Origin of the sequence: Dyadobacter sp. CECT 9275, assembly GCF_907164905.1 — a bacterium.
Taxonomy (GTDB): domain Bacteria; phylum Bacteroidota; class Bacteroidia; order Cytophagales; family Spirosomataceae; genus Dyadobacter; species Dyadobacter helix.
In genome coordinates this window covers 706163-732221 of record NZ_CAJRAF010000002.1, presented here as the reverse complement: position 1 = coordinate 732221, position 26059 = coordinate 706163, and the positions used below count along the sequence as shown (strand labels likewise).

Here is a 26059-nt window from a genome sequence, read left to right as displayed (position 1 = left end):
AAATGTTAGTTGATTACAAATAACTTACCTTCCCCGGGCATGAAAGTTTGCGAGATCGTATTTGCCTTGGCATCATAGGGCGCCTTCACGGTCTTTCCGGTTTGTTTGGATACTTCTTTCACTTTTTTCACAGAGCTGTCAAGCCGGATCGTCAGCGGCTGGGACCGGTTGAAATTACGGTTCACCACCATCAGGTATTGTTTTCCGCTTGACTTGTCCTTGAAACGGCTCAGGATTGTCTGGGCTTTTGGATCGGAAACTTTGGCCATAAACTGATCCGGTGGCCTGGTGGTGCCCAGCCAGAGGCTATCGCCGGTATGGTATACTTCCACCGCATCCAGGTTGATCAGCGTTTTGCCCAGCTGCTTCATTTCCCCGTTCAGCTTTTTAAATGGCTCGTACATATCCGTTTTTACACCAGCCGAATCGATCACACATTTGTACATGGTAAAGTTGGGAGTCAGGTTGTCCTGGGTATAGTAGGTATACCAAACAGGATTTTTTACGCCGTAGGCAAGGTTCGAATATACGTTCATGCGCATTTCGTCTGCATTGGGACGCCTGAGTTCAACCACTCCTTTAAAACCCATTCCGAAAGACTGGAGACAGGAAGATGTTTTGACATTGTATTTCAGCCCGACCCTGCGGATAATTTCCAGGTTGTTGAAATACGTTTTTTCTAACCGGTGACCCCGTTTGTAGGGATAATTGTCATAGGCCAGGTAGTTGAGCTTGTCTTTTCCAACACCTTCGATATACCTGGGCAAAAAACTATGTTCATAATTTTCCTTAGGATCTATGGCCCAGTCTGGCAGGTGGTTTATATAAGCGTCCTTCGCCGGATCCAATGCCTTTACTTTTTTTTGCATCTCGATCGCCGACGCAAGTTTTGCGGTATCCGGTTCGTCCAGGACATAGTAACCTGCCAGAGCCGGGTGCGACTTAAAATCGTTCACCATTGCTTTGATCTGGTCATCGCTCTGGTTGACGCGGGCATCGTAAATGTATACCTTAAGCCCAAATTTCTGAGCCATATCCAGGGTTTTGGTGTTCCCTGCCTTATCCTGTTCCACGCCCGGGCCTACATTGATAATGATATCGATGTTGCCATCTTTGATCACTTTAAACTGCTCTTCATTAAGGTATTTTGCGGCTGGAGGCCCGTACATGCTGATGAGAAACCGGTCCTTTTTTGACTGCGCACCTGCGTCGGGAATCTGCAAAAATAAAGCTGACAATAAACTGATAATGATTGTTTTATGCATAAGGTTTTGCGTAGCGGTGAGAAAACGGGTTAGTGATTTACTGAAGGGTATAGAGCCGCCCTTCGCCGGGGAGGAATGTTTCGGTGAGGCGATGATTTTTGGGGTCAAATGGCGCCTGCACCGGTTTTCCAGTTGTTTTGGAAATTTCCTTTACTTTCCTGACGGAGCCGTTCAGCATTACCGTAACAGGCTGCGACTTTTTGAATGATCTGTTGACCACCATCAGATACTGTTTGTCAGAAGTTTTGTCGGTGAAGCGCGTCAGAATCAATTCAGCTTTTTTGTCATCTATCTGTGCTATAAAATCCGCAGGCGGGGATACCGTCCCGATCCACAGGCTGTCACCCGTATGGTATACCTGCCGGGCATCGAGGTGAATCAGGGTTTTTCCCAATTGTTTCATTTGGCTGTTTAATTCCCTGAAAGGCTCGTAGAAATCGGTTTTAACGCCCGTCGAATCGATCATAGAAGTGGAGAAAGTGAGGGTTCCGCCCAGTTTCGTTGCCGACCAGTACGGAAACCATACCGGATTTTTGATTCCGTAGGCCAGGTTAGAGAAAACGTTCATCCGCATTTCATCCACATTGGGCCTGCGCAGTTCTTCCACCCCGCTGAAATACATGCCAAACGACTGAAGGCAGGACGAAGTTTTGATATCATACTTCAGTCCAACCCGGCGGATCACTTCCAGGTTGTTGAAATACGTTTTTTCCAGTCGTTGTTTTCTTTTAAAAGGATAGTTATCGTAAGCCAGGTAATTCAGGTTTCCTCTGCCCGCCAGCTCAATGTATCTCTTCAGAAAGCTGTGTTCATAACTTTCCTTTTCTTCAATGGCCCAGTCGGGCAGGTGATTGATGTAGGAATCTTTTGCCGGATCTAGTGCTTTTACTTTTTTCAGCAGCTCAGTGGCCGACTTCAGCCTGGCGGTGTCGGGCTCGTCGGTGATATAATAACCTCCCAGGGCCGGGTGCGCTTTATAGTCGTTGACCATCTCCCTGATCTTATCATCACTCTGAGACAGGCGCACATCATGAACATATACTTTCAGTCCATGTTTGTGAGCCATATCCAATGTCTGGAGATTACCTTTTTTATCACTGGTAACGCCTGGGCCGGTATTAAAAACGATGTCTACGTTCCCTTCCTTCAGGTACCTGTACTGGGTGTCATTCAGAAAATCGGCTGGAGGCGGAAAATAAATGCTGATCAGGAATTCATCCTTTTTTTTCTGGCCGGATACGGTCCAGGAATTTAACAATCCTCCCAGCAGAATAAATAATGTCAGTGTTGAATATCGCATGGTCAAAAAAGTGACGGGTTTATTAGTTGTTTTGAATAGTATTTTATTTCGGGTATACCTCTCCGTTGATTTCCCTGAGTTTGTTAAAATCGATTTTGGCGGGATCCAGCGTCACATGTTTGATCGTTTCATGGTCGTATATTTTGCCTCCCGCTGAGGATGGAATGAGGGTCCCGTTTTTGCAGGAATAGGTAATGTGTACCATGCCATCTTTTGACTGGATAACGGCAGGGTAAGAGTATTCGCCTGGTGCAGCTTCCAGAATCCCGGCCGCTTTCCAGGTGATACCATCCTTGGAAACCGCCACGGCAAGAGGATACCTCGGACCGCTCCATCCGCCTTTGGCGCGCACTGAGTGGTTATACACCAGCAGGTGCATCCCGTTTTTTAAGGTTACCGCATCGGTTCCTGAATTTGGATTGGGAATATTGGTCAGTTCAAGGTCTTCCCAGGTTTTGCCAAGGTCATTGGACAAGCCGCTCACCACCCTGTTTTCCTTGCTTCTGCTGAGTGTCTGCAGGCGGCCGTCGGGATGTATGAGTATACTGGGCTGTATAACATTGAACCGGTTGACGGGCTCAGTGATTTCCCATGTTTTGCCAAGATCGCGGGTGATTTCAAAGTGAAGTCTCCACCCATTGTCCTCCGTGCTTGACCCGCAGATCAGCGTTCCGTCGGTCAGCAGTACTGGCTTGTTTTTAACGGGGCCCAGTATATGCTGCGGAAGCCGCAGAGGCTCCGACCAGGTTTTACCATGATCAAACGACTTGGTGAGCATTCCCCACCAGTCTTTTACGTCGGGCCCTACTTTGTAAAACAGCAGCAGTGGTCCTTTGGGTACCTGAAACAATACTGGATTCCAGCAGGCATACCTTCTTTGCTTATACTGGATACCATTGGCCACAGAAACCGGGACGGTCCATTTGCCTGCCAGTTTCCTGCTGAACCATATCTCCACATTTTTATTTCCTTCCTGCGGGCCTCCGAACCAGGCGCTTACCAGCCCTTCGGGTGTTTCGGCCAGGGTAGAGGCATGACAGCTTTCAAAAGGTGCTTTCAAAAAAATGGGTTCACCCACAAACTGAAGACTGTCGCCAGCCCATCCTCCGGCCAGGGAAAAAGATGCAGTACTTAAAAGCAGCATGGTGAACAATGAATGAAATATGCTGGTTTTCCAGTTGTTTATCATGATTAAAAGGAAGTGTTAATAGGATCTGATATGGATTTTCGTCCGGTCCTCTTTGATGAACCGAATGTCTGAGATAGAAGGGGCAAACTTATTTCTTACCAATAATCGTAAGATATTCCTGATATGCCTTTGCTACATCTGTTTTGTTTTTAGCAGGGGTACAATAAATGAGTACCCCATAGCCTAATGAAAAGGTTTCCCCCTTTTTAAAAGTAATGGCGCTTTTTGCCCCCTGTTTCATGGCGTCCCGGCCAAAAAGGTTGGCGGCGACCAGTCCGTAATCCCTTGAATGATACCAGCTGGGTCTGTAATTAGCAGGGGAAGGCATGAGGGCAACTCCGGCATACTGCGCTCCGATGGGACCACTGTAATCGATCCAGGCCGAAGCTTTCCCCCAGGTTTCCTTTCCGTCCTTTAAGCCTTCGGCATTGGTGATATGTCCTTTGCCATACTGAACCGTCAATTTGGTATTCACACGTACCCCCAGCCCCATTTCTTCCTGATCACCGAAAGTAAAATCACCCTGATCAGACGAATACGTACTGTTGATGAGAAGCATACTGCCTTCCGGCCGCACCAGGATCGTATATTTAACGAGCTCGGCCAGTACGCGCTCCTTTCCGTCCGTGGTCATATAGTAGTTCCTGACAGTGAAGGTACCCTTTCCAGGCCCGCCCTCGGGTTGCTCCACAAACATTTCATGCTCCACCTTTGCTTTCAGACGCCAGTAGTCGTATCCGTTGATGTCCCCGAAACTCAGCCATATTCCGGGGTGAAAAGTGGCGTGGTCCTTGGGGTCACCTTCCTGCGGAGGATTATTCCGGGTGGCCTGGATACCGCAGGAGGTCATGATATCTGAAAAGTGCGGCCGGGTAATCACCGCGTCTTCGTAGATATAATTGGCGAAATGTTTGCCTCCAATGGTGATCGTGAGTTTTCCGGGCTGCTGTTCAAAAGCAACCACTGGCAGCACTTTTTTCTTCTGGCCCAGCAAAAGCGTTGGCATGGCCAGTAAGAGAGCAAAGAACAACCCGGAGAAATATTTAAATAGTATTGTCATTATAATCTGATTATTGGTGTTTTAGGGCTCAGTCAGGTATTACTTTCCGGATATTTCCGCCAGCAGTGGATTATCCTTTAAATGGCAATTCGTATCCTTTCCGATAGGTACGCCCCAGCATGGCTTTTGCTTTTTCGTCAAATCCAGGACATTTTACTGTTTCAGTTACCGGGTCGTAAGAAATGGAAGCTGCGCCCAGGCGTGTTGCGATGTTCGCAAGGTTGCAGAGATTAACTGATACAGCACCTTTTTCAATGGAAGAAAGCAGTTTTGCAGGATTATTTTCCCTTACGGCAGAAAGAAAGTTGGGGATAATCGGTTCAACAGGTTCGGGGGCTTTGATCGTAATCTGCTGTTTCCCTTTGGTGACGATCACCCCGCCACGGCCAAAATCCATTTTACCTTCGGTTCCATAAATTACATTTCCATTATCATGGCTTTCCAGTTTGTCCGGTGTCCAAAGGCGCATTTCGTAAATGATCTGGTTGTCGTCGTATTCAAAAATGGCCGTTTGGGTATCAAAAGTCTGGTGGTCGTCGCGGTAGAAGTACTGCCCGCCTGATACTACGATCCGCTTAGGATACTTATCCCCGGAAGCCCATACAGCCACATCGATCTGGTGGACACCATCATTTGTAATATCGCCTCCGCCATAATCCCAAAACCAGTGCCATTCATAGTGCCAGCGGTTTTTGGTGAAATTAACCTTAGGGGCGGGGCCCAGCCAGCGGTCGTAATCTACTCCGGCGGGTGGTGCTTCGGTTACGGCTTTCCCAATGGGCGCACGGAACTGGTGATTAATGGCTTTGATGGTATGCACTTTTCCGACAATGCCTTCCTTCAGCTGGCGCATTCCTTCGATGTGGTCACCGTCACTACGGCGCTGGGTACGATGCTGCACGCATTTTCCATATTTTTTGGCAGCTTTAATAAGCAAGCTGGTTTCACGTACATTGTGGCTGCATGGTTTTTCGACATAGACATGTTTGCCGGCCATCAGCGCCCAGAGCGCCACAGGTGTATGCCAGTGATCGGGGGTAGAAACGGTGACAGAGTCAATGGATTTATCTTCAATGATCTTGTGGAAATCGGTGTATTTGCCAATCTGGCTTTCATTGGGCAAGCCCTGAAGCGCTTTATTCATTTGTTGCGGGTCCACATCTGATATCGCTACGAGTTCACAGCCTTTGGCCGCAGCAAAGTTTTTACAATGTCCGGAGCCCTTGCGTCCTGTTCCGATGACGGCGTGACGGATACGATCGTTTGGTGAATTATTAATCCAGGAACCTTTGGCAATATAGGGGGCAGAAATTACTCCTATGCCGCTCATTGCGGCTGTTTTAATGAAATCACGACGTGTAGTATCCGACATAATTATTCAAATTTTGGTTGATATCAGTTCGTTTTCAGCCTCCGGTTTGGGATTGAAATAGAGGCAGCTTACTGAGATACAGTACGATTCTCTCTGCGTTCCGGACTACTTGGCATGGCTCCTGATTTGGCATATATGGCCTTTAAGGTCCGAAATGTTCTGTTTTGGTTTTTATTCAAACAATATAACATTACTAAGAAAAAAATGGATGATGCGAGGCGTAATGCACAACGTCACCATCCATTTCTGACTATTCATCTTAACCTGTAATGACCAGTACTGAATAAATTATAGAAAAGCAGTTGGCAATGTCTGTTCACTTTCAACTTTTTGCTGAGCCCTAATAAGGCTTTCCTGTACCCTGTAAAAGCCACATTTTGGCCCACTGGTCATCCTTCTTGGTATCCAGCCTGGAAATGGCAGCATTTACATTGTCGATATTATAATTTTTTTCCTCGTCACCATATCCGTAGCGCAGGGGTATCTTCTGGCCGTTTCCGCCTGCTACAATGTTTTTACCCAAATCAGGATATCCGGTTCTGCGCCATCCAAACCATGCGTCGCTGCCCATCCAGCCGGCAATCCAGCTTTGGGTCAGGATGGGTTCCAGCTTATTGGCAGCGGCATTATATTGCTGTTCTGCCTTTGTTAGGAAGGCCTGCAGGTCAAAGTTATCAAGGGCATGGGTTTTTGTGTTATATACTTTTTTGTCGCCCGCGGCAATTTTGAACTGGTTCAATGATTCAGAAATTCCCTTTTTATAACTATCCAGTGCAGAACCGGTTGCCCAGCCTCTGACAGTTGCTTCTGCCAGGATAAAATTAACTTCGGCTGCTGAAATGAAGACACACTGAATCAGCGGATCTGAATTTTTCTGGTACATATCCGCCAGGTAGGATACATGCGGGTTGGCGGCGCCCTCCGAATAGATGGTAGACTTAAGTGCTTTAACGGTGCTCACCACGGTTGCGCTGTTTTTGTTATACGCATCTGGATTTGGCTGTGCGGCTGGTAATCCCACGTACAGGGAGGTATCTACCCCGGGTGCGTATGTTTTGAGATAACGGCGTACTTTCCCGTCCACATCCAGCTGAATTTTGTCGTCGGCGCCCATATCTTTGATAACGATCTGTACATCCACCGGCCGAATCCATACCGTAAGGCGGGGATCACCAGCTGTTTTCAGGGTATTGATGATGGTAGCACTCGGTTTTCTTCTGTAAAACTCAGAACGGGTACTCCAGTTGAAAGTTCCGCCGGTCCAGGAATCCGCGGCTGTCAGACCGGGATACGTATAGGCTGCGTTGTCTGCACTGCTGGTGATCAGAGGATACTTGGTGCTGTTGGAGGCAATTTCGCCGATACCGGCGGCCACGTCGACACCAATGGCTTTCATGTCTGCTGTTTTTTCTGACAACCGCATCAGAAATCGCAGCCGGAGAGAATTTGCGAATTTTCTCCATTTCAGAACATCGCCCCCATAGAGGATATCGGCAGTTTTGGCAGTGCCGGTTACAGTGCTGACACCCGTCAGAAGTTCATTGGCTTTGTCCAGATCTTCCAGTATACCTTTGAAAACGTTTTTCTGCTCGTCAAAAACCGGTTTGAAAATGCCATCTTCTGCACGCATGGCTTCGGAGTAGGGGATATCTCCCCAGGCAGATGTAAGGTACCCAAACCAGTAGGATTTGAAGATCAGCCCAACGCCCATCATGAAATTTTCGTCTTTTTGCCCCGGTGCCCGCTGGATCAGGTACGAGGTGTTGGCCAGGGGAGTACTGTAATCGGGGCCCCAGCTTTGCGAAAACCAAAGGAACGTGTTGGTAACGGATGATTCAAGGAAGTCGCGCTGGAGATATTGCTGGGCTTCCAGCAGCACCGATCGGCTTACACCCGTTCCGTACAGCATTCTTGTGTTTTGAGAAACCGATTCACCTATCACCTTGGTCATCACAAAAAGCGGGTCAATATCTTTGGCCAGTACGGTGTTGGGGTTAATGTTGGTTTCTGTCAGGTCCGAACAGGAAGATACTATCATGATCGGCAGCGCCAGCAGTATTTTTCCTATCGATTTTATCATGGTATTCATAGACGAATAAGTTTATATCAGATAATGGCGTTTGTTCACACCTTGTCTTTTTTATGTTAAAACTGTGCACTTAGCTTGAGGCCGAAGGAGGCTGTCCACGGAGCGGCATTCCAGCGGTCGAATCCCTGGAGCAGCTGGCTGCCATCACCACTTGCCCGGTTGAATGCCACTTCGGGATCCAGGTCATTTTTGGCCTTTGTCCACAACAAAAGGTTACGGGCGAATAATGACAGCGACAGGTTTTGTGCTCTTAAGACATCGGCAAGTTTGGTGGGAAGAGTATAGGACAATGCAGCTTCGCGTAGTTTGACGTAAGAAGCATCATAAATCCACATGTCCGTTCCTTTGTCCCACCAGCCGCTGCCGGGCTCTATGATATCATTGTCCGTAACGTAAACGGTACCTTCTCCTCCGAAATTTTCCTTATAGGTGCCATCCGGATTAGCGATTACGCCGGGGAAGAATGCGCCATTGTTTCTGCCATTCACCGGAAAACCGCCCAGATCTTTGGTTCTGCCACCAATGTATACTTTATTGTCGCGGTAGATCTCCGGCTTGCTTTTGATCTCGCTGGCCAGCATATCTGCATTGCCGCCAAATGAATTGCTGCCCAGGATACCCGAGAACGTGCTTGAACTGATACCGTTGTGCCAGTTTTCGATATTTCCGCTGCGGGCCATGCGCAGCATTGTCATGGAATAGTAATCTCCGCCCTGCCGCCAGTCGAAGTTAGCGGTGAGGGATAGCTTTTTATAGGAAACGGTAGTCTGTATCCCCATCATAAAATCACTGATGACGTTACCTATTTTTTCCATATTGGCTCCCCTGACGGTTTTTCCGGCGGCATCCAGCAGTGTCCAGCCTTTGTACGGGCCATCTTCCACACGTCTTACATCATAACCATACAGGTCGCCAATGGTTTCTCCTACTTTTGTGCGAGCATAAATTCCGGTACTTTCCCAGAAAGCGTAAGTATCCATGCCATCGGCCAGTTTGGTCAGTTTGCTGCGGTCACGGGTGAAGTTCAGGTTGAGATCCCAGGAAAAATCACGGGTCTGTACCGGTGTGGAACGTAACTCAATTTCAACTCCACGGTTTTCTACAATCCCGGCATTGACCTGTGCGGCAGAATAACCAGTCATGCCGGGAATCGTTACATTGAGAATCTGGTTTTTATTAGCCTTGGTATAATAGGTGAAATTCAGCCCCAGTCTTCTTTTCAGAACGGATACGTCAAAGCCGAACTCGGTGGATTCTGCGTTTTCAGGTTTCAGGTTTACGTTTGGCATCTGGCCCTGGCGTGCATAAGTAACCTGGCCGCCAAAGGTGCCCGAAGAGAGGTACTGGTCCAGTGCGTAAGGGTTGGTATCCTTGCCTACCTGTGCCCAGCCTGCTCTTACTTTCAACATGGAGATGGCTGTGGGGAGCTGAAACATATTGGAAAGTAATAAACTCAGGGAAGCGGAAGGATAGAAGTAGGAACGGTTGTTGGCAGGCAATGTACTCGACCAGTCGTTTCTTCCTGTAACATCCAGGTAGGCCATATCCTTATACCCCACCGATGCAACTCCATAGGCGCTGTAAATTACTTTTTTGCTTAAACTGCTGCCATAACTTACGTTGTTGCGGTTCACATTGCCTACGGTAAAAAGCCCGGGCAATACCAGATTGGTGCCGCCCGCAGCTATACTGGAACCGTTCATATAGAGTGCGTTTCCGCCCACTGAAACATTCACTGAAAATGCACCGATATCCTTTTTATAGGTTAATAATGCATCCGCATTTGTTTCTTCACCGGTTTCATTCTGATTGAAATAGTATCCGTTGGTCTGGCGGGTATAAGAGAGCGGCATGTTGTGCTCGCGGCGCAGGTTATTGTTACTATGTGAGATACGGCCCATCAGGCTCAGGTCTGAGGTAAGCTTATAATCCAGCTTGATGTTACCGTAAAGGCGCATCTGCTTAAACTTGTTCACTTTTTCATACGCAACAAACCAGGGATTATCATAAATCGAACTGACGCTGTACTGCTGTTTGTTTTTAACCTGCCAATAATCTTTCAAGTCGTTGATATTCACGTGCTGAGGAAGCAGGAAGAGAGACTCATAGGGGTAATCGCTGCCGATCTGAACGGGTGAATTATCGGAATGGGATTTCACCAGATGGACATCGGTGGATACTTCAAAGTTTTTGGAAACCTTATAGTTAGCCGCCAGATCAAACGCATTTTTGAACAGTTCCATGCCCGGGCGATTTCCGCTTCCGCGGGTATCCGAAACCGAAAGGCGGTAACTTCCGCGGTCACTCACGCCTTGTACGCTGAGGTCGGTTACCGTGTTGTGTCCGGTCTGGAAATATTCTTTGTTGTTGTCAGGATAAAATTTGAGAGGTGTTGCTACTCCGTTTGAATTCCACTGGATGGCCGGCGTTCCCTCTTCAGGACCAAACCAGTACTGAGAAGCAGATTCATCAAACAGTCCGTTCCTGCCCGTTGTAAAACGGGTTTGGGTAGGAATGTAATGGTAGGGTACGCTGGCTGTATACCCTGTGTTGAAAGATACCCCGATGCCTTTTTTTGCACCGGTTCCTTTTTTCGTAGTGATGAGCAAAACCCCGCTGCCGGCGCGGGAGCCGTAAAGTGCGGCGGCACTCGGGCCTTTCAGTACGGACACGCTTTCGATATTATTGGCATTTAAATCGGAAACAACATTTGCATTGCTGCCCACCGGAATACCGTCTATCACAATCAGCGGTGAATCCTGGCCTGCCAGTGAAGTTTTTCCGCGGATCACAATCTGCATTTCAGCATTGAGGTCCTGGCCGGCACTGGTAATGCTCAAACCCGCCACTTTGCCCGTTAATGCATTCAGTACGTTGGTATGCGGGACGGTCTGCAGCTGGTTGGATTTTATTTCTCCAATGGCGTAACCCAGTGAACTCTTTTCACGGGATATCCCCAGGGCCGTCACAACCACTTCTTTCAGCGCTTTTACATCTGGTTCCAGATCAACATCCACCGTTGACCGGCCGTTGATCACCACTTCTTCCGGCTTGTAGCCCACGTAGGAAAAAATAAGTATCTGGTTTGCATCGGGTATGGTGAGAGAATATTTACCTTCAGGATTGGTGGTGGTTCCCAGAGCAGTACCTTTCACCAGGATACTTACGCCGGGGAGGCCTTCGCCGGAGGCTTTGTCGGTAACCGTCCCGCGGATGCCTACTTCGGCTATCTCCCGGGTATCTGGTTTAAAGTTGTTCAGCAGGGATGTTTCCGGTGACGCTGTTGCAGGAGCCAAAAGTGACTGCTCCTGGGGAGCGGGTTTACCGCCTGGCCTGGATGTACTTTTGCCCGGCAGTATGAGGTATACCTTGTCGCTGAGCTTTTCATAATTCAGATTCAAGGACTGGAGTATCGCATTCAGTTCTTCCTGTAAAGAGTTGAATTTGGTACCGGCCACCTGTACTTTTTTGTCGGCAATGGTGCTGCGGTCGTAAGAAAACGAAACATTGTACTTGTGTTCCAGTTCTTTCAACGTACTTTTTAAGGACTTGGAATCCTGTGGGGTGCGGGTGCTGATCACCTTTGGGTTTTGCCTGGAAGAAGCCAGCAGCTGCGCGCCGGCGGGCAGGCCGGCAGACAAAAGGATGCCACCCGCAATCAGGGATTGCGTAAGTAAAGTAAATTTGTTCATAATGAAAATGGGTTGGGAATGCCTGATCGGTTTGCTTAACGCCCGGACCTACTCGGGTTTGTTGCGGATTGTAATTTTTGTGTCATTTCTCTGAATGTCTAAATCATAAGCTCTGGATAAGGCCGTAAGTAATACGTCTATGCTATTGGTTGAAAAAACTCCGTTAAATTCATTGGCTGTACTTACGTTCCCGTCAATCACTATGTCAAAGCCATAATCCTGTTGCAAAATGCCGGCTACTTCCCTGATACTGGCGTCTTCAAAAACCAGCTTTCCTTCCTTCCATGCCGTATATTGTGTTGCATTTACCTCCTTCCGGGTGAGCTGCCTGGAATCGGCGGAGTATTCCACAAGCTCTCCTGGTTTCATCATCAATGGCCGGGCGCTTGGATCAGCCTGCTTGCTCAGTTGTACTTTCCCTGATTTCAGGACCACCGTCGTTTTTTCTGATCGTTGTTTTACATTAAACTCAGTACCTAATACTTCAATATTGACATCGTTGGTATGTACTATAAAACGGGAGTCCGTGCGGGTATGTCTGACGGAAAAATAGCCCTCGCCTTCCAGCCATACTTCGCGGGTGGTGGCCTCATTCCAGCTATTTGCCAGCTTCAGTTCAGAATTTCCGTTTAAGGTAACCTCGGATCCGTCTGGTAACCTGAACACTTTACTTTCGCCTGCTTCGGTGATATAACGCTGAGGGCCGAATGGATTTTTCATCCATAAAACGGCAGTTGCCAGCAGAAAGATGATCGAGGCGGCTGCCCACCAGATCGATCTTTTTCGATAAATCGGGATCAGATTTTTTTGATCATTTTCCCATTTATTAACCGAATTCATTAGCCTGTTTCTGGCTTTTAAAGTATCTTGATAGGAGGGGGCAACATCTTTGAGATCGAGCGCTTTCAGTAGGAAAACGGCTTCGTTAACCGTTTGCCGGAATTCAGGATTGTTCTGTATCCACGCCGTCCACTGTTTTTCATGTTCCGGATCCGATTTCCGGAACCATGCTATAAACGTTTCATCCTGTATAAGGTCTTCGGGGCGCATAGGGTTTGTGTTTTTCTTACTGGCTACAATACCAAGTGCTTACCGCCGGACTTTTATAATCACTTTTTTTGAAAAAAAACTTATAATATTTTTAATGATCTGATTTTTAGTTTGTTATGTGCTTTCTGCTGTCTTTAATCCTGACAGGTTTATATAACTAAAATAAATAGTACCGGATAAAAAGGAATCTTTGGCCATCTTCATAAATTGATAATATAGCTCCTGTACAATAAAATGGATGGCAAGGTGTAACTTCATGGGCATAACCACGTTAAAATGAGCGAAGCACTACTTTGGCGCAATTTTAAGCTTGGCGATAAGCAGGCTTTTGAACAGATCTTTATCAGATATCATAAGGATCTGTACCAATATGGCAGCAAGATTATCCATAACGGCCCCTTGCTGGACGATGCTATCCAGGAATTGTTCCTGGAATTATGGCAGACGAAAGAACAACTTGCCGACGTGGTTTCGGTGAAAGGCTATCTGTTCCGAGCGCTGAAATTCAAATTGTTCAGAGAGATCAAAAAGGAGGCCCGGCTGGTCGCCCTTTCAGGAGAAAACGAGGAGCTTCCGGATTTCAGTTATGAAACCACACTGATTGAAGAACAGGCAGCGTATGCCCTGAAGGAAAAATTGCTCCATACCATACAAAAATTAACCCGCCGGCAGCAGGAAGCCCTTTTTCTGCGCTTTTACAGCCAGCTGAGTTACGAGGAAATCAGCGAGGTGATGGATGTGAGCTACCAGGGGGTCGTTAATCTTATTTACAAGTCGATCAGGTTCCTGCGCGAAAACATGACTTTTCTGATCGGATACCTGCTGACCGAAATGATGCCGGTCATTTAGCTTTTTGTCCCCAATCCAGATCTTCTCTTTTATAAAAATAGAAGCGACCGGTTTCACTGCCCACAACGAGGTTGAGTGAGTTTCCGCCCAGGTATCCCGTAGCCACGCCGCATTCATGCTGACCCATATTGATACGTTCCCCTTTGAATTTCAGCGCTACCGGATATTCATATACGGGCCTTTCTTCAGTACCCGAATTTCTTAGGAATACCACCGCAGCACCATTGTCCTTGAGCCTGAACGGCATCCCTTTTTTTGGTTCCGGAATGGTGGCATACCTGGGAGTCCCCACCAGCAGATCCTTCACGCCGTCCTGGTCCCAGTCCACAATGGAAATTTTGGACCGGCCGATTTCCCCTCCTTTTTTGAAGTTGGCACGAATGGGGATACTATCGCCGATGGTAAGTTTGCCGCCGTCCAGCAGATTGTAGTTGTCGAGCTGCCGGTACAAATGAAACTCGTCGTCGGTATCAATCATGACATAAGTATTTTTCCCGGCCATTTTCCCGACGCCTGGTTTTACGCGCCAGGCTCCGTGTACGTCCAGCCCGTCCAGGTAGAGCGGGTGTTCCGGTTCCAGAGCAGGTTTGGTACGGGTACCTTTGTTGAGATAAATGTTGAATTTTCCACGGCTGTCGCCTGTCAGGATATCTGGGAGGCCGTCTCCGTTCCAGTCGTATACCGTGGGACTGGAATAACCCCAGCGCGTTTCGACGGGACCTTGTATATCCTGATTATAACCCGGCTGAATGTAAATGTCGTAACCGCCAGCTTTGATATTCACCGGGGTTTTGTATTTGGGATTGAGGTTGGTACCGGCGTTTTCTATAAAATAGATATACCCCAGGGAAGTGCCGGACACAATATCCAGGTCTCCATCTCCGTCCCAGTCCACCAGTTCCGGAACAACAAGCGAGCTGCCGTACAGGTCAGGGTTGCTTTGCAGCAGGTGTACCGGTTTTCGTAAAACCAGCGATCCGTTCTTATTTTTCTTTTCGTCTGACTTGTAAAAATAAATCCCGCCTTCACTGGAAACGATCAGTCCCTGCTGTGCTGGACTTTTAAAATAGGTGAGGTATCCATGAATGGCAGGGTTTCTCAGCGTTTGCCCCTCAGGATCGGTGATATAACCTCTTTCGGAAAGTGTTTCTTTCTGAGCGTCGATTTGATAGGCATGGATGTTACCCAATGTGGTTCCGGCGATCAGATATTGTTCCCCTTGGAGCGTATAAAGGGTATATCCTTCCAAGGAATAGTAAGTCTGGGTGAGGGATGTGAGTGCTTTGGTGTCGAGCGTGGATACATCCGGACGGTCGGTGAAAGCACCGTAAATGCCGGACTTGGGTAGTTGCTGCTGCCAGAAACCCTCCTGTCCGTAAGATTCATACTGATGCCTCCGAGCCGGATCAGTGGGTGTAGCCGGGTACTTAGCCGAACGTACGGTATCTGATACTGTAAATAGGAAAAGATACCTGGAAGCGGCGAGTTGTATCACACCGAAATGGGTGATTCCTCCCGGTAAATTCTTTACATTAATGGTTTTAGGGGCAGAAAAAGTAAGGTTTTTTTTGTCGAACAAGCCATATTTCAGTTCATTACCGAAAGCCCAGTACCCCAGGATATCTTTGCGGTCATTTTCCAGGATGACTGCTTTATTTTGTGTTTCCTTTTCAAAAGGAATGGTTATCTTTCGCTTGTCGGAATAGACGGGTGTGCCATCCTTGCCGAACTTTTCAAACTGGTAAAGGAAAGTTCCGGGGTTATATTTATCACTATATAAAAAAAGATCCGGATAAGCATCATCATTTACATGTGCTGTACCCATCATAAATCCGTTGACTGATGGCAGGGCAAATCTGCCGTAGGTGCTGTCCGGATTGAGTTTGATCGGTTTGCCGCTGACCAGGGAATGCTGGCCGAAAACGTTTGAAATGGTCAAAATCAATACACTCAGTAACAGTGCTGAAAAGGATAATGGCTTCATGGGTATCAAGTGAAGTAACGTATAGATACTTTTAAGTACGGTAAAGGGCAAGGAGTGGGCTATTTGCAGGGTGGGTGGTATGCAGTTTCGCAGTTTTTCAAGTATATAGTTCAAAGTAGGCAGTTTGCAGTTTTCAGTGGGCGACACCGTGGCACGGTTACGATCGTTGGCACATTTGGGCCAGATGAATCAACCGTGCCACGGCTCTTGCCTGCAGGTTTGCAGTTTTCAGTAAGCAGTTCAAAGTAGGCGGTGAGCCCAGGGGGAGCGCTGTGAACTTTAAACTTGAATCTACGTAAACCTTACAAATGGGACGTTCGATGCTATTTATAAGGATTATTGACAGGTATCGCTGGGATGGAATGAGCTCCCCATCTTGGGGGATGTCAATTCAATAGAGCCTGGAATATGTTGTTCATCAAGCACAATGGCTTTGTTCAGGACAATTTTCCCTACAAAGGATTCCTTGTCCATACGTTCAAGTACCTTGTTGTTTTCTTCTTCCAGGGTCTGGCCCTGGACATTAATAAAGGAAACACTGAAGAATAGAGCGATTAAATTAAAACAGAAGAGGGTATACTTTTTTGTTTTCATCTTTTTCGGAATTGATAGTTTAGGGTGATGGTTTTGCCCCAGTCGGAGCGGGGGATGAAATGAGGGGAGGTGATTTTTTCATAATTGCCTTCAACCAAAAAATAAGACACATAATCTCCAATCCCAATATTCAAGGGGACTTTATCAGTAGTTCGTGGCAGTATATCAATCTGCTCGGTGTCCTGCGGCGCAACCTGGGAAAGTTCGTACATGCCGTTTTTGTCACTTTCAGTCGTTATGCTAAAGGTATCATAACCTGAAAAGCCCTTAAGATTCACACCTGATAACCTCAACCCGGCTCCTTCCAATGGATCCCCATTTTTATCAATGATTTTCCCCCTGACAATGGTCGGTGTTGTTGGCAACTTATCCTTGCAGGATATGCCCAGCAGTGCCAGTGGGACGAGGCCTAAGAGGCGGAGCATTTGTCGTCGTTTCATTGTTCTTATGTTTAAATCGTTAGAGTAATTAAAATTTCATCTGCTCTGTACTAAACTTAAACTAGCAAAGGTTTTTGTATTACCGATTACACGTTCATTTAATGGTTATCAGTATTTTGAAAACATAATCTTCCTTCCAAAAAAGCCTTTATTCCGATGTTCCAGGTTGAATGTATGGAAGTATTTCTTATTAATTTATAGCGAAGAGTGACATTTTTGAAGAATCATGGTTTTCAATGATGTGCATCATGATTTTTTTATGGGGAGTCCGTGGTTTTACAAAAGATATATTGGAAGGTTATTTTTTGACTACCTTAAACCGATAAATTAAAGTCATACCATATTTGTCGGGAACTATTGGGATTGAGTTTCCCAAAATGATATATTGATCACCTTTTTTTAAAAAAATATTATGAGTTAATCCAAAAGTATAAAACTCATTATCGGCAGGTAGAAGCTCCGTAGTTTTGGAATCATTGGGTATTACCTTTTCAATATGAAATTTTCCGTTTATACCTGATTCGTCCGTTTCTTTAAAAATCGAGACACTTCCCAATCCTGAGTTTTTTGTTCCAAGAAGTATAAACAGAACTCCAGACACAGGCGCCCCAGCTTCATCAATCACTTCACCGGTGACTATCGTTGGAGCGTCGGGAAAATCCTTGCCGCAGGAGAGACCAACAAATGCCGGAGTTAGCCTCAATATTTTAAGCATTTTTCTGCGTTTCATGAGTTACATATTTAAAGTGCCGAACTACTTTGCAATCTTACATAATTTTAAAAGGAATGATTAAGGAATTTTTATGATTGATCTCATAATCTGTTACGTAATTCAAATTTCCACTGGAAGGTAGATTTGACTGGAATTTTAAAAAAGTACAACCTGTCCGTGGGTTATATACGTGTTTTTCCTGGCTATATATGATAATTATATGCATGCAGGTAAATGAAAAAACAACCTGATACTGTCAATAGCCGTACCCATACTTATTTTCCCCCTTTAATCAAATTAGGAGTTGACACAGTTTAGTTTACAGTCTCGCGTTTAACAAATTTGATAAGATGAAAAGTGGTATAATAGTAACATAAATAGAGGTAGTAGAAGGGTATTTCATATTTTTTTGTATTTAAAATTGAACGTGATTGTTTTTCCCCATTTGTCGCGAGGAATTTCAAAAAAATCTCCATGCAATTCCTGGTATTTTCCGTCTTTCTCCATAGAAACTTTATAATTTCCGTTGATTGTAATCTCTGAAAATATGGGTATTATTTCTTCATTTCTTTCCAAGAAGAACCAAGTGGAATCCGTGCCTTTTGGAACATGCTGAGAAATTTTAAATTGACCCAATGAATCAGTTACTGCGTCAACTGAAAATGTTGGAACTCCACTCGAACCAGTCTTTTTGTCACCATTGAAGTTAAAAGGAACCCCTTTCAACGGCATTCCATCTTGGTCAATTACGGTGCCTGTCACAATAGTGTCTTTACGCGGAACAGGAGACTCGCAAGCCAGTAATAAAGTAGCTAGAGGTGATGCCCCTAAAAGCTTAAGTATTTGTCTGCGTTTCATGGGTTGATATTTAAAATGTCTAACTACTTTGCAATCTTACACAGTTATAAATGAAATGATTAACTGATATTTAAAATTGATCTGATAAATCTGACGTTATTTGCATTGATTATTTCAAATATACATGGTTATGAAGAAGAGTAAAAGAAAGGTTCTTTCGTTGTTGTTTTATTTGGCGTTCCTTTTGCTCTATAGCTGTCGGGAGAAGGAAGTGTTACCGGATAGTACACAAAGTGGAAAGAATACTTTTGGAGTTATAATTGATGGGAAAACCTGGCTACCTAAAAAGGGCTTTGGCGTGATAGGCGATGGAGGGCCGCCTTTAACGGCTGGATATACTAATCATAAAATCATCGGTATTCAAGCAAAGAGAGGTGTTGTGGATGAAATGATTAGACTTAAAATAGCTGATGTTAAATCTGCGGGAACTTATACTTTGGATGATAATTTTGATGGAATATTAGAAACTAAGTACTATGGGAAGGAGGTGGATGACGAATATCTTCTCTTTCAAGGAGGTAAAAATGAAATAATCGTGACAAAATTGGATACGACCAATAAAATTGTTTCGGGGACTTTTAATGTTCAGCTTAAAGGGAAACAGAATCAAAAAATTATAAACCTTACAAATGGGACGTTCGATGCTATTTATCAGGATTATTGACAGGTATCATTGGGATGGAATGAGCTCCCCATCTTGGGGGATGTCAATTCAATAGAGCCTGGAATATCTTGTTCATCAAGCGCAATGGCTTTGTTCAGGACAATTTTCCCTACAAAGGATTCCTTGTCCATACGTTCCAGCACTTTGTTGTTTTCTTCTTCGAGGGTCTGGCCCTTTACATTAATAAAGAAAACACTGCAGAAGAGAACGATTAAATTTAAACAGAAGAGGGTATACTTTTTTGTTTTCATCTTTTTCGGAATTGATAGTTTAGGGTGATGGTTTTGCCCCAGTCGGAGCGGGGGATGAAATGAGGGGAGGTGATTTTTTCATAATTGCCTTCAACCAAAAAATAAGACACATAATCTCCAATCCCAATATTCAAGGGGACTTTATCAGTAGTTCGTGGCAGTATATCAATCTGCTCGGTGTCCTGCGGCGCAACCTGGGAAAGTTCGTACATGCCGTTTTTGTCACTTTCAGTCGTTATGCTAAAGGTATCATAACCTGAAAAGCCCTTAAGATTTACACCTGATAATCTCAACCCGGCTCCTTCCAACGGATCCCCATTTTCATCGATGATTTTCCCCCTGACAATGGTGGGTGTTGTTGGTAACTTATCCTTGCAGGATATGCCCAGCAGTGCAGGTGGAACGAGGCCTAAGAGGCGGAGCATTTGTCGTCGTATCATTGTTCCTATGTTTAAATCGTTAGAGGTATTAAAATTTAATCCGCTCTGTACTAAAATTAGAAGTAGGAAAGGTTTTTGTATTATCGATTACACGTTCATTTAATGGTTATCGGTATTTGGAAAACATAATCTTCTTTCCAAGAAAGCCCGATTCCGATGTTATAGGTTGAATGTATGAAAGTATTCCGAATTATCTGTGATTCAAACGGCACGGTAGTTTACCTGGGTGAAACCTGTGAAGGTTCAATGCATGACAAATCTATTTTTGATGAGCTTACCGTTGAAACACAAGGTCTTAATCTGTTGCTTGACTTAGGTTTTCAAGGAGCTGAAAAGACTTGTCCATCAGCGATACTTCCATACAAAAAAACAGCAAAGAAAGAACTTTCCAAGTTGCAAAAGTCTATTAATAAAGAAATTAGCAAAGAACGTGTGTTGATTGAGAATGTTTTTAACAGGATGAAAAGATTCTCAATCATCAGAAATAAAATACGACTCAGAAGTGATCATGCACGTCATCTGGTCATGATGCTGGCTGCTGGAATTCACAATCTCAGAAACTCCTTTAGAAATCCATTATTAAATCATTCGTGATAAAGTTTTTTTATTCGAAGAAAATTCGAGCAAGCCCTTCACGCATTTGACGAATTAGTGGCTAAAACATGAGAAATCGTAAGACCCAACCGATCAAATACACGTAACTACAAGCCTCCCAAGAGGCATTATATGAATTATAAGAGGCTTTAATACAAGATATTATGCCTTAACTTAACGACATTGAATAAAATAAAACATAATAGTGCAAGAATATGTCAGAAATTACTATCTATTTTTACAAAAAAATTGGAAGGTTATAAAAAGAATTCTACAAATTTTTTTTATAAAATAGAAAAACAACAAATTGCACCGAGTCAGTTAAGTAACTAACTGACACAAAGTTATTAACTCAAATTACCCCCACCTAGCAGTACTTTTATGACAACATTTTTACAGTCCACTGTTTTCCATAGGAGAAACAGTGCAGGATTCTTAATATCCCTGCGGCTAACTACCATTAAAATTAAGCACAACTATTTACCGCAAACAAAAGCCATAATTCTGTTATTCCTATTGGCTTTTTACACTTTAGGCGCAGCTTCTGCTGATTCCAAAAGGGATGCTCCGCCCAGTTATCGAGTTCATCTGAAACATTTGACAACCACGACGGATTATGAGACAATTCAGGAAGCTATTAATGCGGCAGTGGATGGAGACGAAATAAACCTGGACGAAGAAACTTTTGTCGAGCAGCTTACGATCACAAAAGGAATTACGCTAAGCGGAGCCGGTACTGGAAAAACCATTATTAAATCTCCTGCCAGAACAGCTCTTGTTCAAAGCGGGGGCGACTGGACGACGCTGAAAAATCAGAAATTGTATGCAGTAATAGGCATTAAAACCGGAAGCGTTGCACAAGTAACGATCAAAAATCTTACCGTGGACGGTGACGACCAGGGATATATTGCCGCTGACCAAACTACATACACTTTTCAGGGAATCGGAATACAGAATAGTAATGTAATTATTGATGACGTAAGCATTACGAAGGTGCGTGAACTGGCAACAGATTTCACTCAAATTCCTGATGTGGCAACCCTTCCTGCGGGATATCCGACCGACCAGCCATCGGGGTCCAACCACAATGAGTCAATCGGTTCCGAAGGAGTAGCGGGTGCAGACTCCTATACACTGGTAGTTAAAAATTGCCACATTAGTAAATTCCATAAAACCGGTATTCTGGCCTGGGGGCCTACACAGATCGTTGACATCAATAACAACACGATCCAGGGTTATGGCCAAACCCTGTGGAGCACCGGTAACGGTATTCAAATCGGCTCTTCGAAATTCGGAGATAACGAGCGCGGCGGAACCACGGGCTCAGTCACTGATAATGATATTCTGGATATCGGTATTGTCGTTCCGTCAGAGGGTAATCCCGGCTATTATCTCAATCCCGGACTTGGAGGCTCTTCCGGGATACTGTTATCGTCGACGGGTGATGGTTTTACAGTTTCGGGAAACTCCATTACCCGCACGTTCTCTCCGTCCTGGCTTATCGACATTACCAGCAGTCCGGGCAATTACGCCAACCAGGGTATTGATATTTATAATTGTCCGAATATTAAAATACTAAGCAATACAATCAGTGGTTTTGATGCCGGGATACTTGAGGAAGCTGCTGTGGCTGATTCCAAGAGCACCGTAAGTGATAATATTTTTAGTAATAATGGCATGGATATTCTATTGAATACAGGAAATGATGTAATAGAATTACAAGAAGATGCGAATGCCAGGCCAGAGATCATCACTTTAAAAAAAGGCTTACACGGTACCGATCAAATCAAAGGATTTGGCGCGGATGATCGTCTGTTTGTAATTGATCTTCCATCGGGTGTCATCGTTAAAAATGGCCTTCTCGAGAACGGAGATCCGGTTATCGACTTTTCTGACGGAACAGTTACAGCCGGTGATGGCACCAATGTTGCAGCCGGCTCTATGCAAGTCGCGACTACGAGTACCCTTTCTACGCTTCACGTCAATACAGGCACAACAGCAGGGCCTGCTGATCTGGTTGTGAAACTGGACGGGGTTTATTATCCGGGCAACTTCATACTGGATAAAGGATATATAAAATATAATTGCCTTGGAGAATGGCTGGGAGCGACGAGTACAGACTGGGACGTAGCCACTAACTGGGGATGTGGCACTGTACCCATCAGTACCACAAATGTCTTTGTTGGCAGCTTCGCTGTTCGTATGCCTGTTGTCAACATTACTGATGCCACCTGCAATAACCTGGCCATATACTCCGGCGCTTCCCTCACAATATCTGCTGGTAAAACACTGGATATTAATGGGGATGCTGAAAATGAGGGTACCTTCACAGCCAGTGGAAAAACAGTGTTCTCAGGTGAGTCACAGAAAATTCCATCTGGTATATATGAAAATTTGCAAATAGCAGGTACCGGTACCATGACACTTGACGGCGAAGTGAGCGTATCAGGTGAGCTGACCCTTACTACAGGATATGTTGAGTTGGACGAGAATGACATTTTGATTGAAGACGGTGGCAGCATTACCGGAGGTAGTTCTTCTTCATTCATCGTTACCAACAGTACCGGAAAATTAAAACAGGGCGGGCTGGGAACCGGTGGTATTACCGGACCGATTGTCTTCCCAATAGGCACAACCGCTTTATCTTACACCCCCGTGACTATTACAAATACAGGTACTCAGGATGTTTACGGAGTAAGAGTAATAACCGGTGTAAACAGTGAATATGATGATAGCGAAATCCCTTCTGGAGCTGCTCAAACAACTAATAATGTCAACAAAACATGGTTTCTTTCTGAGGGTACTGAGGGCGGGTCGCAGGTTACACTTGATTTCCATTGGAACAGCAGTGATGAGCAAAGCGGATTTGTGCGCACTGCCTGTTTTGCGTCTCATTACCTGGATAATAAATGGACTGCTGGTGCTACAGCAAGTGCCCAGGGTAGTAATCCATACTACATTTCATTGACCGGAATTACCCAATTTTCTCCCTTTGGCGTAGGGAGTGAGGGAAGTGTTTTACCTCTGACCTTACTTTCGTTTAATGCAAGTGCCAGTGAAGAACAGGTTTCATTGACATGGGAAACGGTAAACGAGGTGAATTTTGCTGGTTTTGATATTGAAGCTGCTTCCAATGCAGTTAATTTTAAAAAGATCGGGTATAAGGAAGCACAAAAGAATAATTTAGTCACAAGAGCTACTTACCAGTTTAGCACTGATCATTTAACCTCAAGCGGAATCTATTATTACCGCCTGAAAATGATTGATACTGACGGTAAGTTCGCTTATTCCAAAATGCAAAGCGTTCGTTATAACACTAAAGTAACGGACTACCAGTTATTTCCTAATCCCGTGACCGGAGATCAGTTATCGCTCAGATCCGCACAGAAAAAAACAGGTACTGTTCAGATTAAAATTGTGGACATAACAGGAAGACAACTTCATCAGTCTACGGTTAATAACAGCCTGCCAGATGGATATTTTTCAATACCTGTTAAGAATCTTGTCAAGGGAACCAACTACCTGCTGCAGGTAACCGAATTGGAAACCGGCAGACGGCAGACCATGAACTTTATCAGAGAATAAGTTACGAAACAATAACTTTCTTATAACATCCGGGGCTGCCTTCATTTTTTAGGTAATGAAGGCAGCCCCGACACTTTTTACTACATAGTTACGGTCGAACCTCCATTTTGATTCAAAGCTCCACCTGTTTCGGAGTATAAAATTAATCCCGATCGAAGGAAGACCTCCCAAAGCAAACTTGGTTTGAGCTATACTGTGTTTTGGGGTGATAGGATAATAATCTGCCATCAATCGGCGGAAGGTTATGGGGGGTGGGTCCAAGACCTTTGTAGCAGCCCGAAACGAATAACAAAATACCTAACGGGTAGCTGTATAGGTAGGTCTTTTTATATTGTGCTTTCAGTTTTGTCATGTCATATTCGAGATGGGGGAGGGATGGGTGCCTTCTACAAGGGTATCATACCACAGTCAAGGAGGGAAGCCGGGGGAAAAATAATTTTATTTCGCCAGGCTGTGACCTTGCCGGAATCTGGTCGTCTAAAAAATCCTAATTGAGGAGGGTTTAATTAAAAAGGATCGGAGCTTAGCTTCGGTCTTTTTTTGTTTTCAGAGCTTGGCAAAGCATAAAACATTTTCGGCCAGTTCCTGACCCGCATAGCTTGCTTACTCTCCAAGGGTAGTAAAAACCACCTCCGGAGGCCAAAAAGGGCTTTGTATACCTTTTGTACACCTCGTTTTTGCGCCGATGTACTTTTTGTATACCCCATGAAATTGCTCGCTTCTTTCATCTACCCTAGGTTTGCATCGTAATCAGGAACGGCTGAGGCCTACACTTATGTCGGTAACCGTTCAATCTGATTTTTAAGTTTATCATCTCGTTCCAAGAAAATTTTAGTAACTGTATTTAGTGCTTTTGGGTGGTTGCATTGATCGAAAATTTGCGGTCTGGCTGTAACCTGTTTCACGAATAAAAAGTAAATCAAACCTTAAAATAAATTCAGATAATGGCAAATGTTAAAACAGTGATCGACGAGTGGGCAGTGAAGGACCTGGAAGATGGCTCTTCTCTAAATATAACGGTCCTTGGCTGCACGGAGCTCGGCAACCAGTCGCTACCGGGTATTCAGGTATGTTATATGGGGCAGATCATCAACTTTGAGCCTTTGGTGACCGAACGATGGGCTTATCAGGCGTCTAAGGCTGGTGTGACGGATTATCTCCTGACAGACTATTCCTGGATGGTACATGAGGATCAGTTCATTAAAAATTACCTTGTTGCAGGTACTCCTCTGAAAGCAAAGGTGGAAGTGAAAACCCGTAGTTCCAAGGTGATAACCCGCGAATATGAACTGCCTTTTGAGGTATAAACGCATAAAGGGTATTGGAAACGTTCAGGGTGGCTAGACTTCATTGCCCTAAGCAGGCATAAACTATTTAAATCAGCATATGAGAAATTTTGGAATTACACTTTTGGCCGGGATAATCGGGTACGTAATCACCGCATTCCTGGGTTATTACCTGATCGGCCGGTTTTCGTCAAATGGCCACGACAGGAGCGTGGAGGCAAGCATGACCAGCATCTTTGTCATAGGTCCCATTGGCTTTGTAATATCCTGCATTGCGGGGTATATCTGGGCTAAAACTTACTTTTGATAACCGGGTTAAAAATAGAACCATGAATCACAAAGATTCTTATTTGTCCTACAGGAGCGAGGGCCGCGGCGGCACCATTTATTTGCACAGCCCTGAAACAAATTTTGATATGTGGTATGAGCTGGCCATGCCGCCCGCCATTATCATCATGGGGGTTCCGGAGCCAAAATACTGGGAGGCCCGCACCGGAACGCCCTTGGCTCGGAGGGAGGAGATACTGCAGTTTGTGGGGGAGCAGGTAATAAAAGACAGGCTGTCGGGGAATGGTTATTTCCTGATAGACGATCATATCCTGTCTATTTGTCCCGGAAGAAATCCAGACGGGGAAGGCCATTAATTCTTGTTTTCTAAACTCTGCAAGAGAGCTGGTTCCTTATTTTATTCATAACCCTTTTGTGTGTTTCTCACAGAACAGCGTGCGGATCCCGAACGTTGTTGGCAGTTATAGAAATTGATCTGATATTTGTAATATACCCGC

Annotated in this window: 22 protein-coding genes; 7 read left to right on the top strand and 15 right to left on the bottom strand. The window is 45.1% G+C overall.

All coding sequences use genetic code 11. The features are described from left to right. Positions 1-5 precede the first annotated feature (5 nt). From KOE27_RS11205 to KOE27_RS11170, 8 genes are all read right to left on the bottom strand, one after another. Positions 6-1265: a hypothetical protein gene (locus KOE27_RS11205; protein WP_215238972.1), complete on the bottom strand. Its 1260-nt coding sequence runs from the start codon at positions 1263-1265 to the stop codon at positions 6-8. 37 nt (positions 1266-1302) lie between these two features. Then, the gene (locus tag KOE27_RS11200) at positions 1303-2565 is read right to left on the bottom strand and encodes a hypothetical protein (RefSeq protein WP_215238971.1); all 1263 of its coding nucleotides are present in this window, start codon (positions 2563-2565) and stop codon (positions 1303-1305) included. Positions 2566-2608: 43 nt separating this feature from the next. After that, on the bottom strand, positions 2609-3754 hold the full coding sequence (locus KOE27_RS11195) for a sialidase family protein (RefSeq protein WP_229252739.1): 1146 nt from the start codon (positions 3752-3754) through the stop codon (positions 2609-2611). Between the two features lie 88 nt (positions 3755-3842). Then, positions 3843-4814, bottom strand: coding sequence for a DUF6807 family protein (locus KOE27_RS11190; protein ID WP_215238970.1), 972 nt, complete (start codon positions 4812-4814; stop codon positions 3843-3845). A gap of 70 nt (positions 4815-4884) precedes the next feature. After that, entirely contained in the window at positions 4885-6186 is a 1302-nt protein-coding gene (locus tag KOE27_RS11185; RefSeq protein ID WP_215238969.1) for a Gfo/Idh/MocA family protein, read from the bottom strand. 340 nt (positions 6187-6526) lie between these two features. Next, positions 6527-8275, bottom strand: coding sequence for a SusD/RagB family nutrient-binding outer membrane lipoprotein (locus KOE27_RS11180; protein ID WP_215238968.1), 1749 nt, complete (start codon positions 8273-8275; stop codon positions 6527-6529). 56 nt (positions 8276-8331) lie between these two features. After that, positions 8332-11967, bottom strand: coding sequence for a SusC/RagA family TonB-linked outer membrane protein (locus KOE27_RS11175; protein WP_215238967.1), 3636 nt, complete (start codon positions 11965-11967; stop codon positions 8332-8334). Between the two features lie 48 nt (positions 11968-12015). Beyond that, positions 12016-13017, bottom strand: a complete 1002-nt coding sequence (locus KOE27_RS11170; RefSeq protein ID WP_215238966.1) for a FecR family protein — start codon at positions 13015-13017, stop codon at positions 12016-12018. Positions 13018-13293: 276 nt separating this feature from the next. On the opposite strand from KOE27_RS11170, the gene KOE27_RS11165 reads away from it, so the two are divergent. Next, on the top strand, positions 13294-13866 hold the full coding sequence (locus KOE27_RS11165) for an RNA polymerase sigma factor (protein WP_215238965.1): 573 nt from the start codon (positions 13294-13296) through the stop codon (positions 13864-13866). Here KOE27_RS11165 and KOE27_RS11160 read toward each other — a convergent pair. The 5 genes from KOE27_RS11160 to KOE27_RS11140 all read right to left on the bottom strand — a co-directional run bounded on the left by KOE27_RS11160 (position 13859) and on the right by KOE27_RS11140 (position 18454). Beyond that, positions 13859-15850 carry an FG-GAP repeat domain-containing protein gene (locus KOE27_RS11160; RefSeq protein WP_215238964.1) on the bottom strand — a complete coding sequence of 664 codons (1992 nt, stop codon included), beginning with the start codon at positions 15848-15850 and terminating at the stop codon, positions 13859-13861. The two genes, KOE27_RS11165 and KOE27_RS11160, sit on opposite strands and share 8 nt — an antisense overlap. Before the next feature lie 336 nt (positions 15851-16186). Further along, positions 16187-16444: a hypothetical protein gene (locus KOE27_RS11155; protein ID WP_215238963.1), complete on the bottom strand. Its 258-nt coding sequence runs from the start codon at positions 16442-16444 to the stop codon at positions 16187-16189. Beyond that, complete coding sequence (locus tag KOE27_RS11150) at positions 16441-16884, bottom strand: carboxypeptidase-like regulatory domain-containing protein (protein WP_215238962.1); 444 nt, start codon at positions 16882-16884, stop codon at positions 16441-16443. The genes KOE27_RS11155 and KOE27_RS11150 overlap by 4 nt, the downstream gene beginning before the upstream one ends. 298 nt (positions 16885-17182) lie before the next feature. Further along, positions 17183-17614, bottom strand: a complete 432-nt coding sequence (locus KOE27_RS11145; RefSeq protein WP_215238961.1) for a hypothetical protein — start codon at positions 17612-17614, stop codon at positions 17183-17185. 381 nt (positions 17615-17995) lie between these two features. After that, a complete protein-coding gene (locus KOE27_RS11140) occupies positions 17996-18454 on the bottom strand; it encodes a hypothetical protein (protein WP_215238960.1) in 459 nt (152 codons plus the stop codon). A gap of 130 nt (positions 18455-18584) precedes the next feature. Between KOE27_RS11140 and KOE27_RS11135 the strand changes: the two genes are divergently transcribed. Then, positions 18585-19118 (top strand): DUF6252 family protein, encoded by a 534-nt coding sequence (locus KOE27_RS11135; RefSeq protein ID WP_215238959.1) that lies wholly within the window; start codon positions 18585-18587, stop codon positions 19116-19118. Here the strand turns inward: KOE27_RS11135 and KOE27_RS11130 are convergent. Both KOE27_RS11130 and KOE27_RS11125 read right to left on the bottom strand, forming a co-directional pair. Continuing rightward, positions 19112-19369: a hypothetical protein gene (locus tag KOE27_RS11130; RefSeq protein ID WP_215238958.1), complete on the bottom strand. Its 258-nt coding sequence runs from the start codon at positions 19367-19369 to the stop codon at positions 19112-19114. The two genes, KOE27_RS11135 and KOE27_RS11130, sit on opposite strands and share 7 nt — an antisense overlap. After that, positions 19366-19809: a carboxypeptidase-like regulatory domain-containing protein gene (locus KOE27_RS11125; RefSeq protein WP_215238957.1), complete on the bottom strand. Its 444-nt coding sequence runs from the start codon at positions 19807-19809 to the stop codon at positions 19366-19368. Before KOE27_RS11125 ends, KOE27_RS11130 begins: the two co-directional genes overlap by 4 nt. 174 nt (positions 19810-19983) lie before the next feature. Between KOE27_RS11125 and KOE27_RS11120 the strand changes: the two genes are divergently transcribed. The 5 genes from KOE27_RS11120 (at position 19984) to KOE27_RS11100 (ending at position 25918) form a co-directional block, all read left to right on the top strand. After that, on the top strand, positions 19984-20403 hold the full coding sequence (locus tag KOE27_RS11120) for a transposase family protein (RefSeq protein ID WP_215238956.1): 420 nt from the start codon (positions 19984-19986) through the stop codon (positions 20401-20403). Positions 20404-21000: 597 nt separating this feature from the next. Beyond that, the gene (locus KOE27_RS11115) at positions 21001-23988 is read left to right on the top strand and encodes a right-handed parallel beta-helix repeat-containing protein (protein ID WP_215238955.1); all 2988 of its coding nucleotides are present in this window, start codon (positions 21001-21003) and stop codon (positions 23986-23988) included. 944 nt (positions 23989-24932) lie between these two features. Then, complete coding sequence (locus tag KOE27_RS11110) at positions 24933-25295, top strand: hypothetical protein (RefSeq protein WP_215238954.1); 363 nt, start codon at positions 24933-24935, stop codon at positions 25293-25295. A gap of 79 nt (positions 25296-25374) precedes the next feature. After that, a complete protein-coding gene (locus KOE27_RS11105; protein WP_215238953.1) occupies positions 25375-25581 on the top strand; it encodes a hypothetical protein in 207 nt (68 codons plus the stop codon). Positions 25582-25603: 22 nt separating this feature from the next. Then, complete coding sequence (locus KOE27_RS11100) at positions 25604-25918, top strand: hypothetical protein (RefSeq protein WP_215238952.1); 315 nt, start codon at positions 25604-25606, stop codon at positions 25916-25918. Positions 25919-26059 lie beyond the last annotated feature (141 nt).

What these genes read in the sequence shown, in the direction of transcription:
- KOE27_RS11125 (WP_215238957.1), bottom strand. Translation starts at nt 19,809, where the DNA reads ATGATACGACGACAAATGCTCCGCCTCTTAGGCCTCGTTCCACCTGCA.
- KOE27_RS11150 (WP_215238962.1), bottom strand. Translation starts at nt 16,884, where the DNA reads ATGAAACGACGACAAATGCTCCGCCTCTTAGGCCTCGTCCCACTGGCA.
- KOE27_RS11170 (WP_215238966.1), bottom strand. Translation starts at nt 13,017, where the DNA reads ATGCGCCCCGAAGACCTTATACAGGATGAAACGTTTATAGCATGGTTC.
- KOE27_RS11130 (WP_215238958.1), bottom strand. Translation starts at nt 19,369, where the DNA reads ATGAAAACAAAAAAGTATACCCTCTTCTGTTTAAATTTAATCGTTCTC.
- KOE27_RS11185 (WP_215238969.1), bottom strand. Translation starts at nt 6,186, where the DNA reads ATGTCGGATACTACACGTCGTGATTTCATTAAAACAGCCGCAATGAGC.
- KOE27_RS11205 (WP_215238972.1), bottom strand. Translation starts at nt 1,265, where the DNA reads ATGCATAAAACAATCATTATCAGTTTATTGTCAGCTTTATTTTTGCAG.
- KOE27_RS11145 (WP_215238961.1), bottom strand. Translation starts at nt 17,614, where the DNA reads ATGAAACGCAGAAAAATGCTTAAAATATTGAGGCTAACTCCGGCATTT.
- KOE27_RS11110 (WP_215238954.1), top strand. Translation starts at nt 24,933, where the DNA reads ATGGCAAATGTTAAAACAGTGATCGACGAGTGGGCAGTGAAGGACCTG.
- KOE27_RS11180 (WP_215238968.1), bottom strand. Translation starts at nt 8,275, where the DNA reads ATGAATACCATGATAAAATCGATAGGAAAAATACTGCTGGCGCTGCCG.
- KOE27_RS11120 (WP_215238956.1), top strand. Translation starts at nt 19,984, where the DNA reads ATGAAAGTATTCCGAATTATCTGTGATTCAAACGGCACGGTAGTTTAC.
- KOE27_RS11135 (WP_215238959.1), top strand. Translation starts at nt 18,585, where the DNA reads ATGAAGAAGAGTAAAAGAAAGGTTCTTTCGTTGTTGTTTTATTTGGCG.
- KOE27_RS11105 (WP_215238953.1), top strand. Translation starts at nt 25,375, where the DNA reads ATGAGAAATTTTGGAATTACACTTTTGGCCGGGATAATCGGGTACGTA.
- KOE27_RS11100 (WP_215238952.1), top strand. Translation starts at nt 25,604, where the DNA reads ATGAATCACAAAGATTCTTATTTGTCCTACAGGAGCGAGGGCCGCGGC.
- KOE27_RS11200 (WP_215238971.1), bottom strand. Translation starts at nt 2,565, where the DNA reads ATGCGATATTCAACACTGACATTATTTATTCTGCTGGGAGGATTGTTA.
- KOE27_RS11155 (WP_215238963.1), bottom strand. Translation starts at nt 16,444, where the DNA reads ATGAAAACAAAAAAGTATACCCTCTTCTGTTTTAATTTAATCGCTCTA.
- KOE27_RS11195 (WP_229252739.1), bottom strand. Translation starts at nt 3,754, where the DNA reads ATGATAAACAACTGGAAAACCAGCATATTTCATTCATTGTTCACCATG.
- KOE27_RS11160 (WP_215238964.1), bottom strand. Translation starts at nt 15,850, where the DNA reads ATGAAGCCATTATCCTTTTCAGCACTGTTACTGAGTGTATTGATTTTG.
- KOE27_RS11175 (WP_215238967.1), bottom strand. Translation starts at nt 11,967, where the DNA reads ATGAACAAATTTACTTTACTTACGCAATCCCTGATTGCGGGTGGCATC.
- KOE27_RS11165 (WP_215238965.1), top strand. Translation starts at nt 13,294, where the DNA reads ATGAGCGAAGCACTACTTTGGCGCAATTTTAAGCTTGGCGATAAGCAG.
- KOE27_RS11140 (WP_215238960.1), bottom strand. Translation starts at nt 18,454, where the DNA reads ATGAAACGCAGACAAATACTTAAGCTTTTAGGGGCATCACCTCTAGCT.
- KOE27_RS11190 (WP_215238970.1), bottom strand. Translation starts at nt 4,814, where the DNA reads ATGACAATACTATTTAAATATTTCTCCGGGTTGTTCTTTGCTCTCTTA.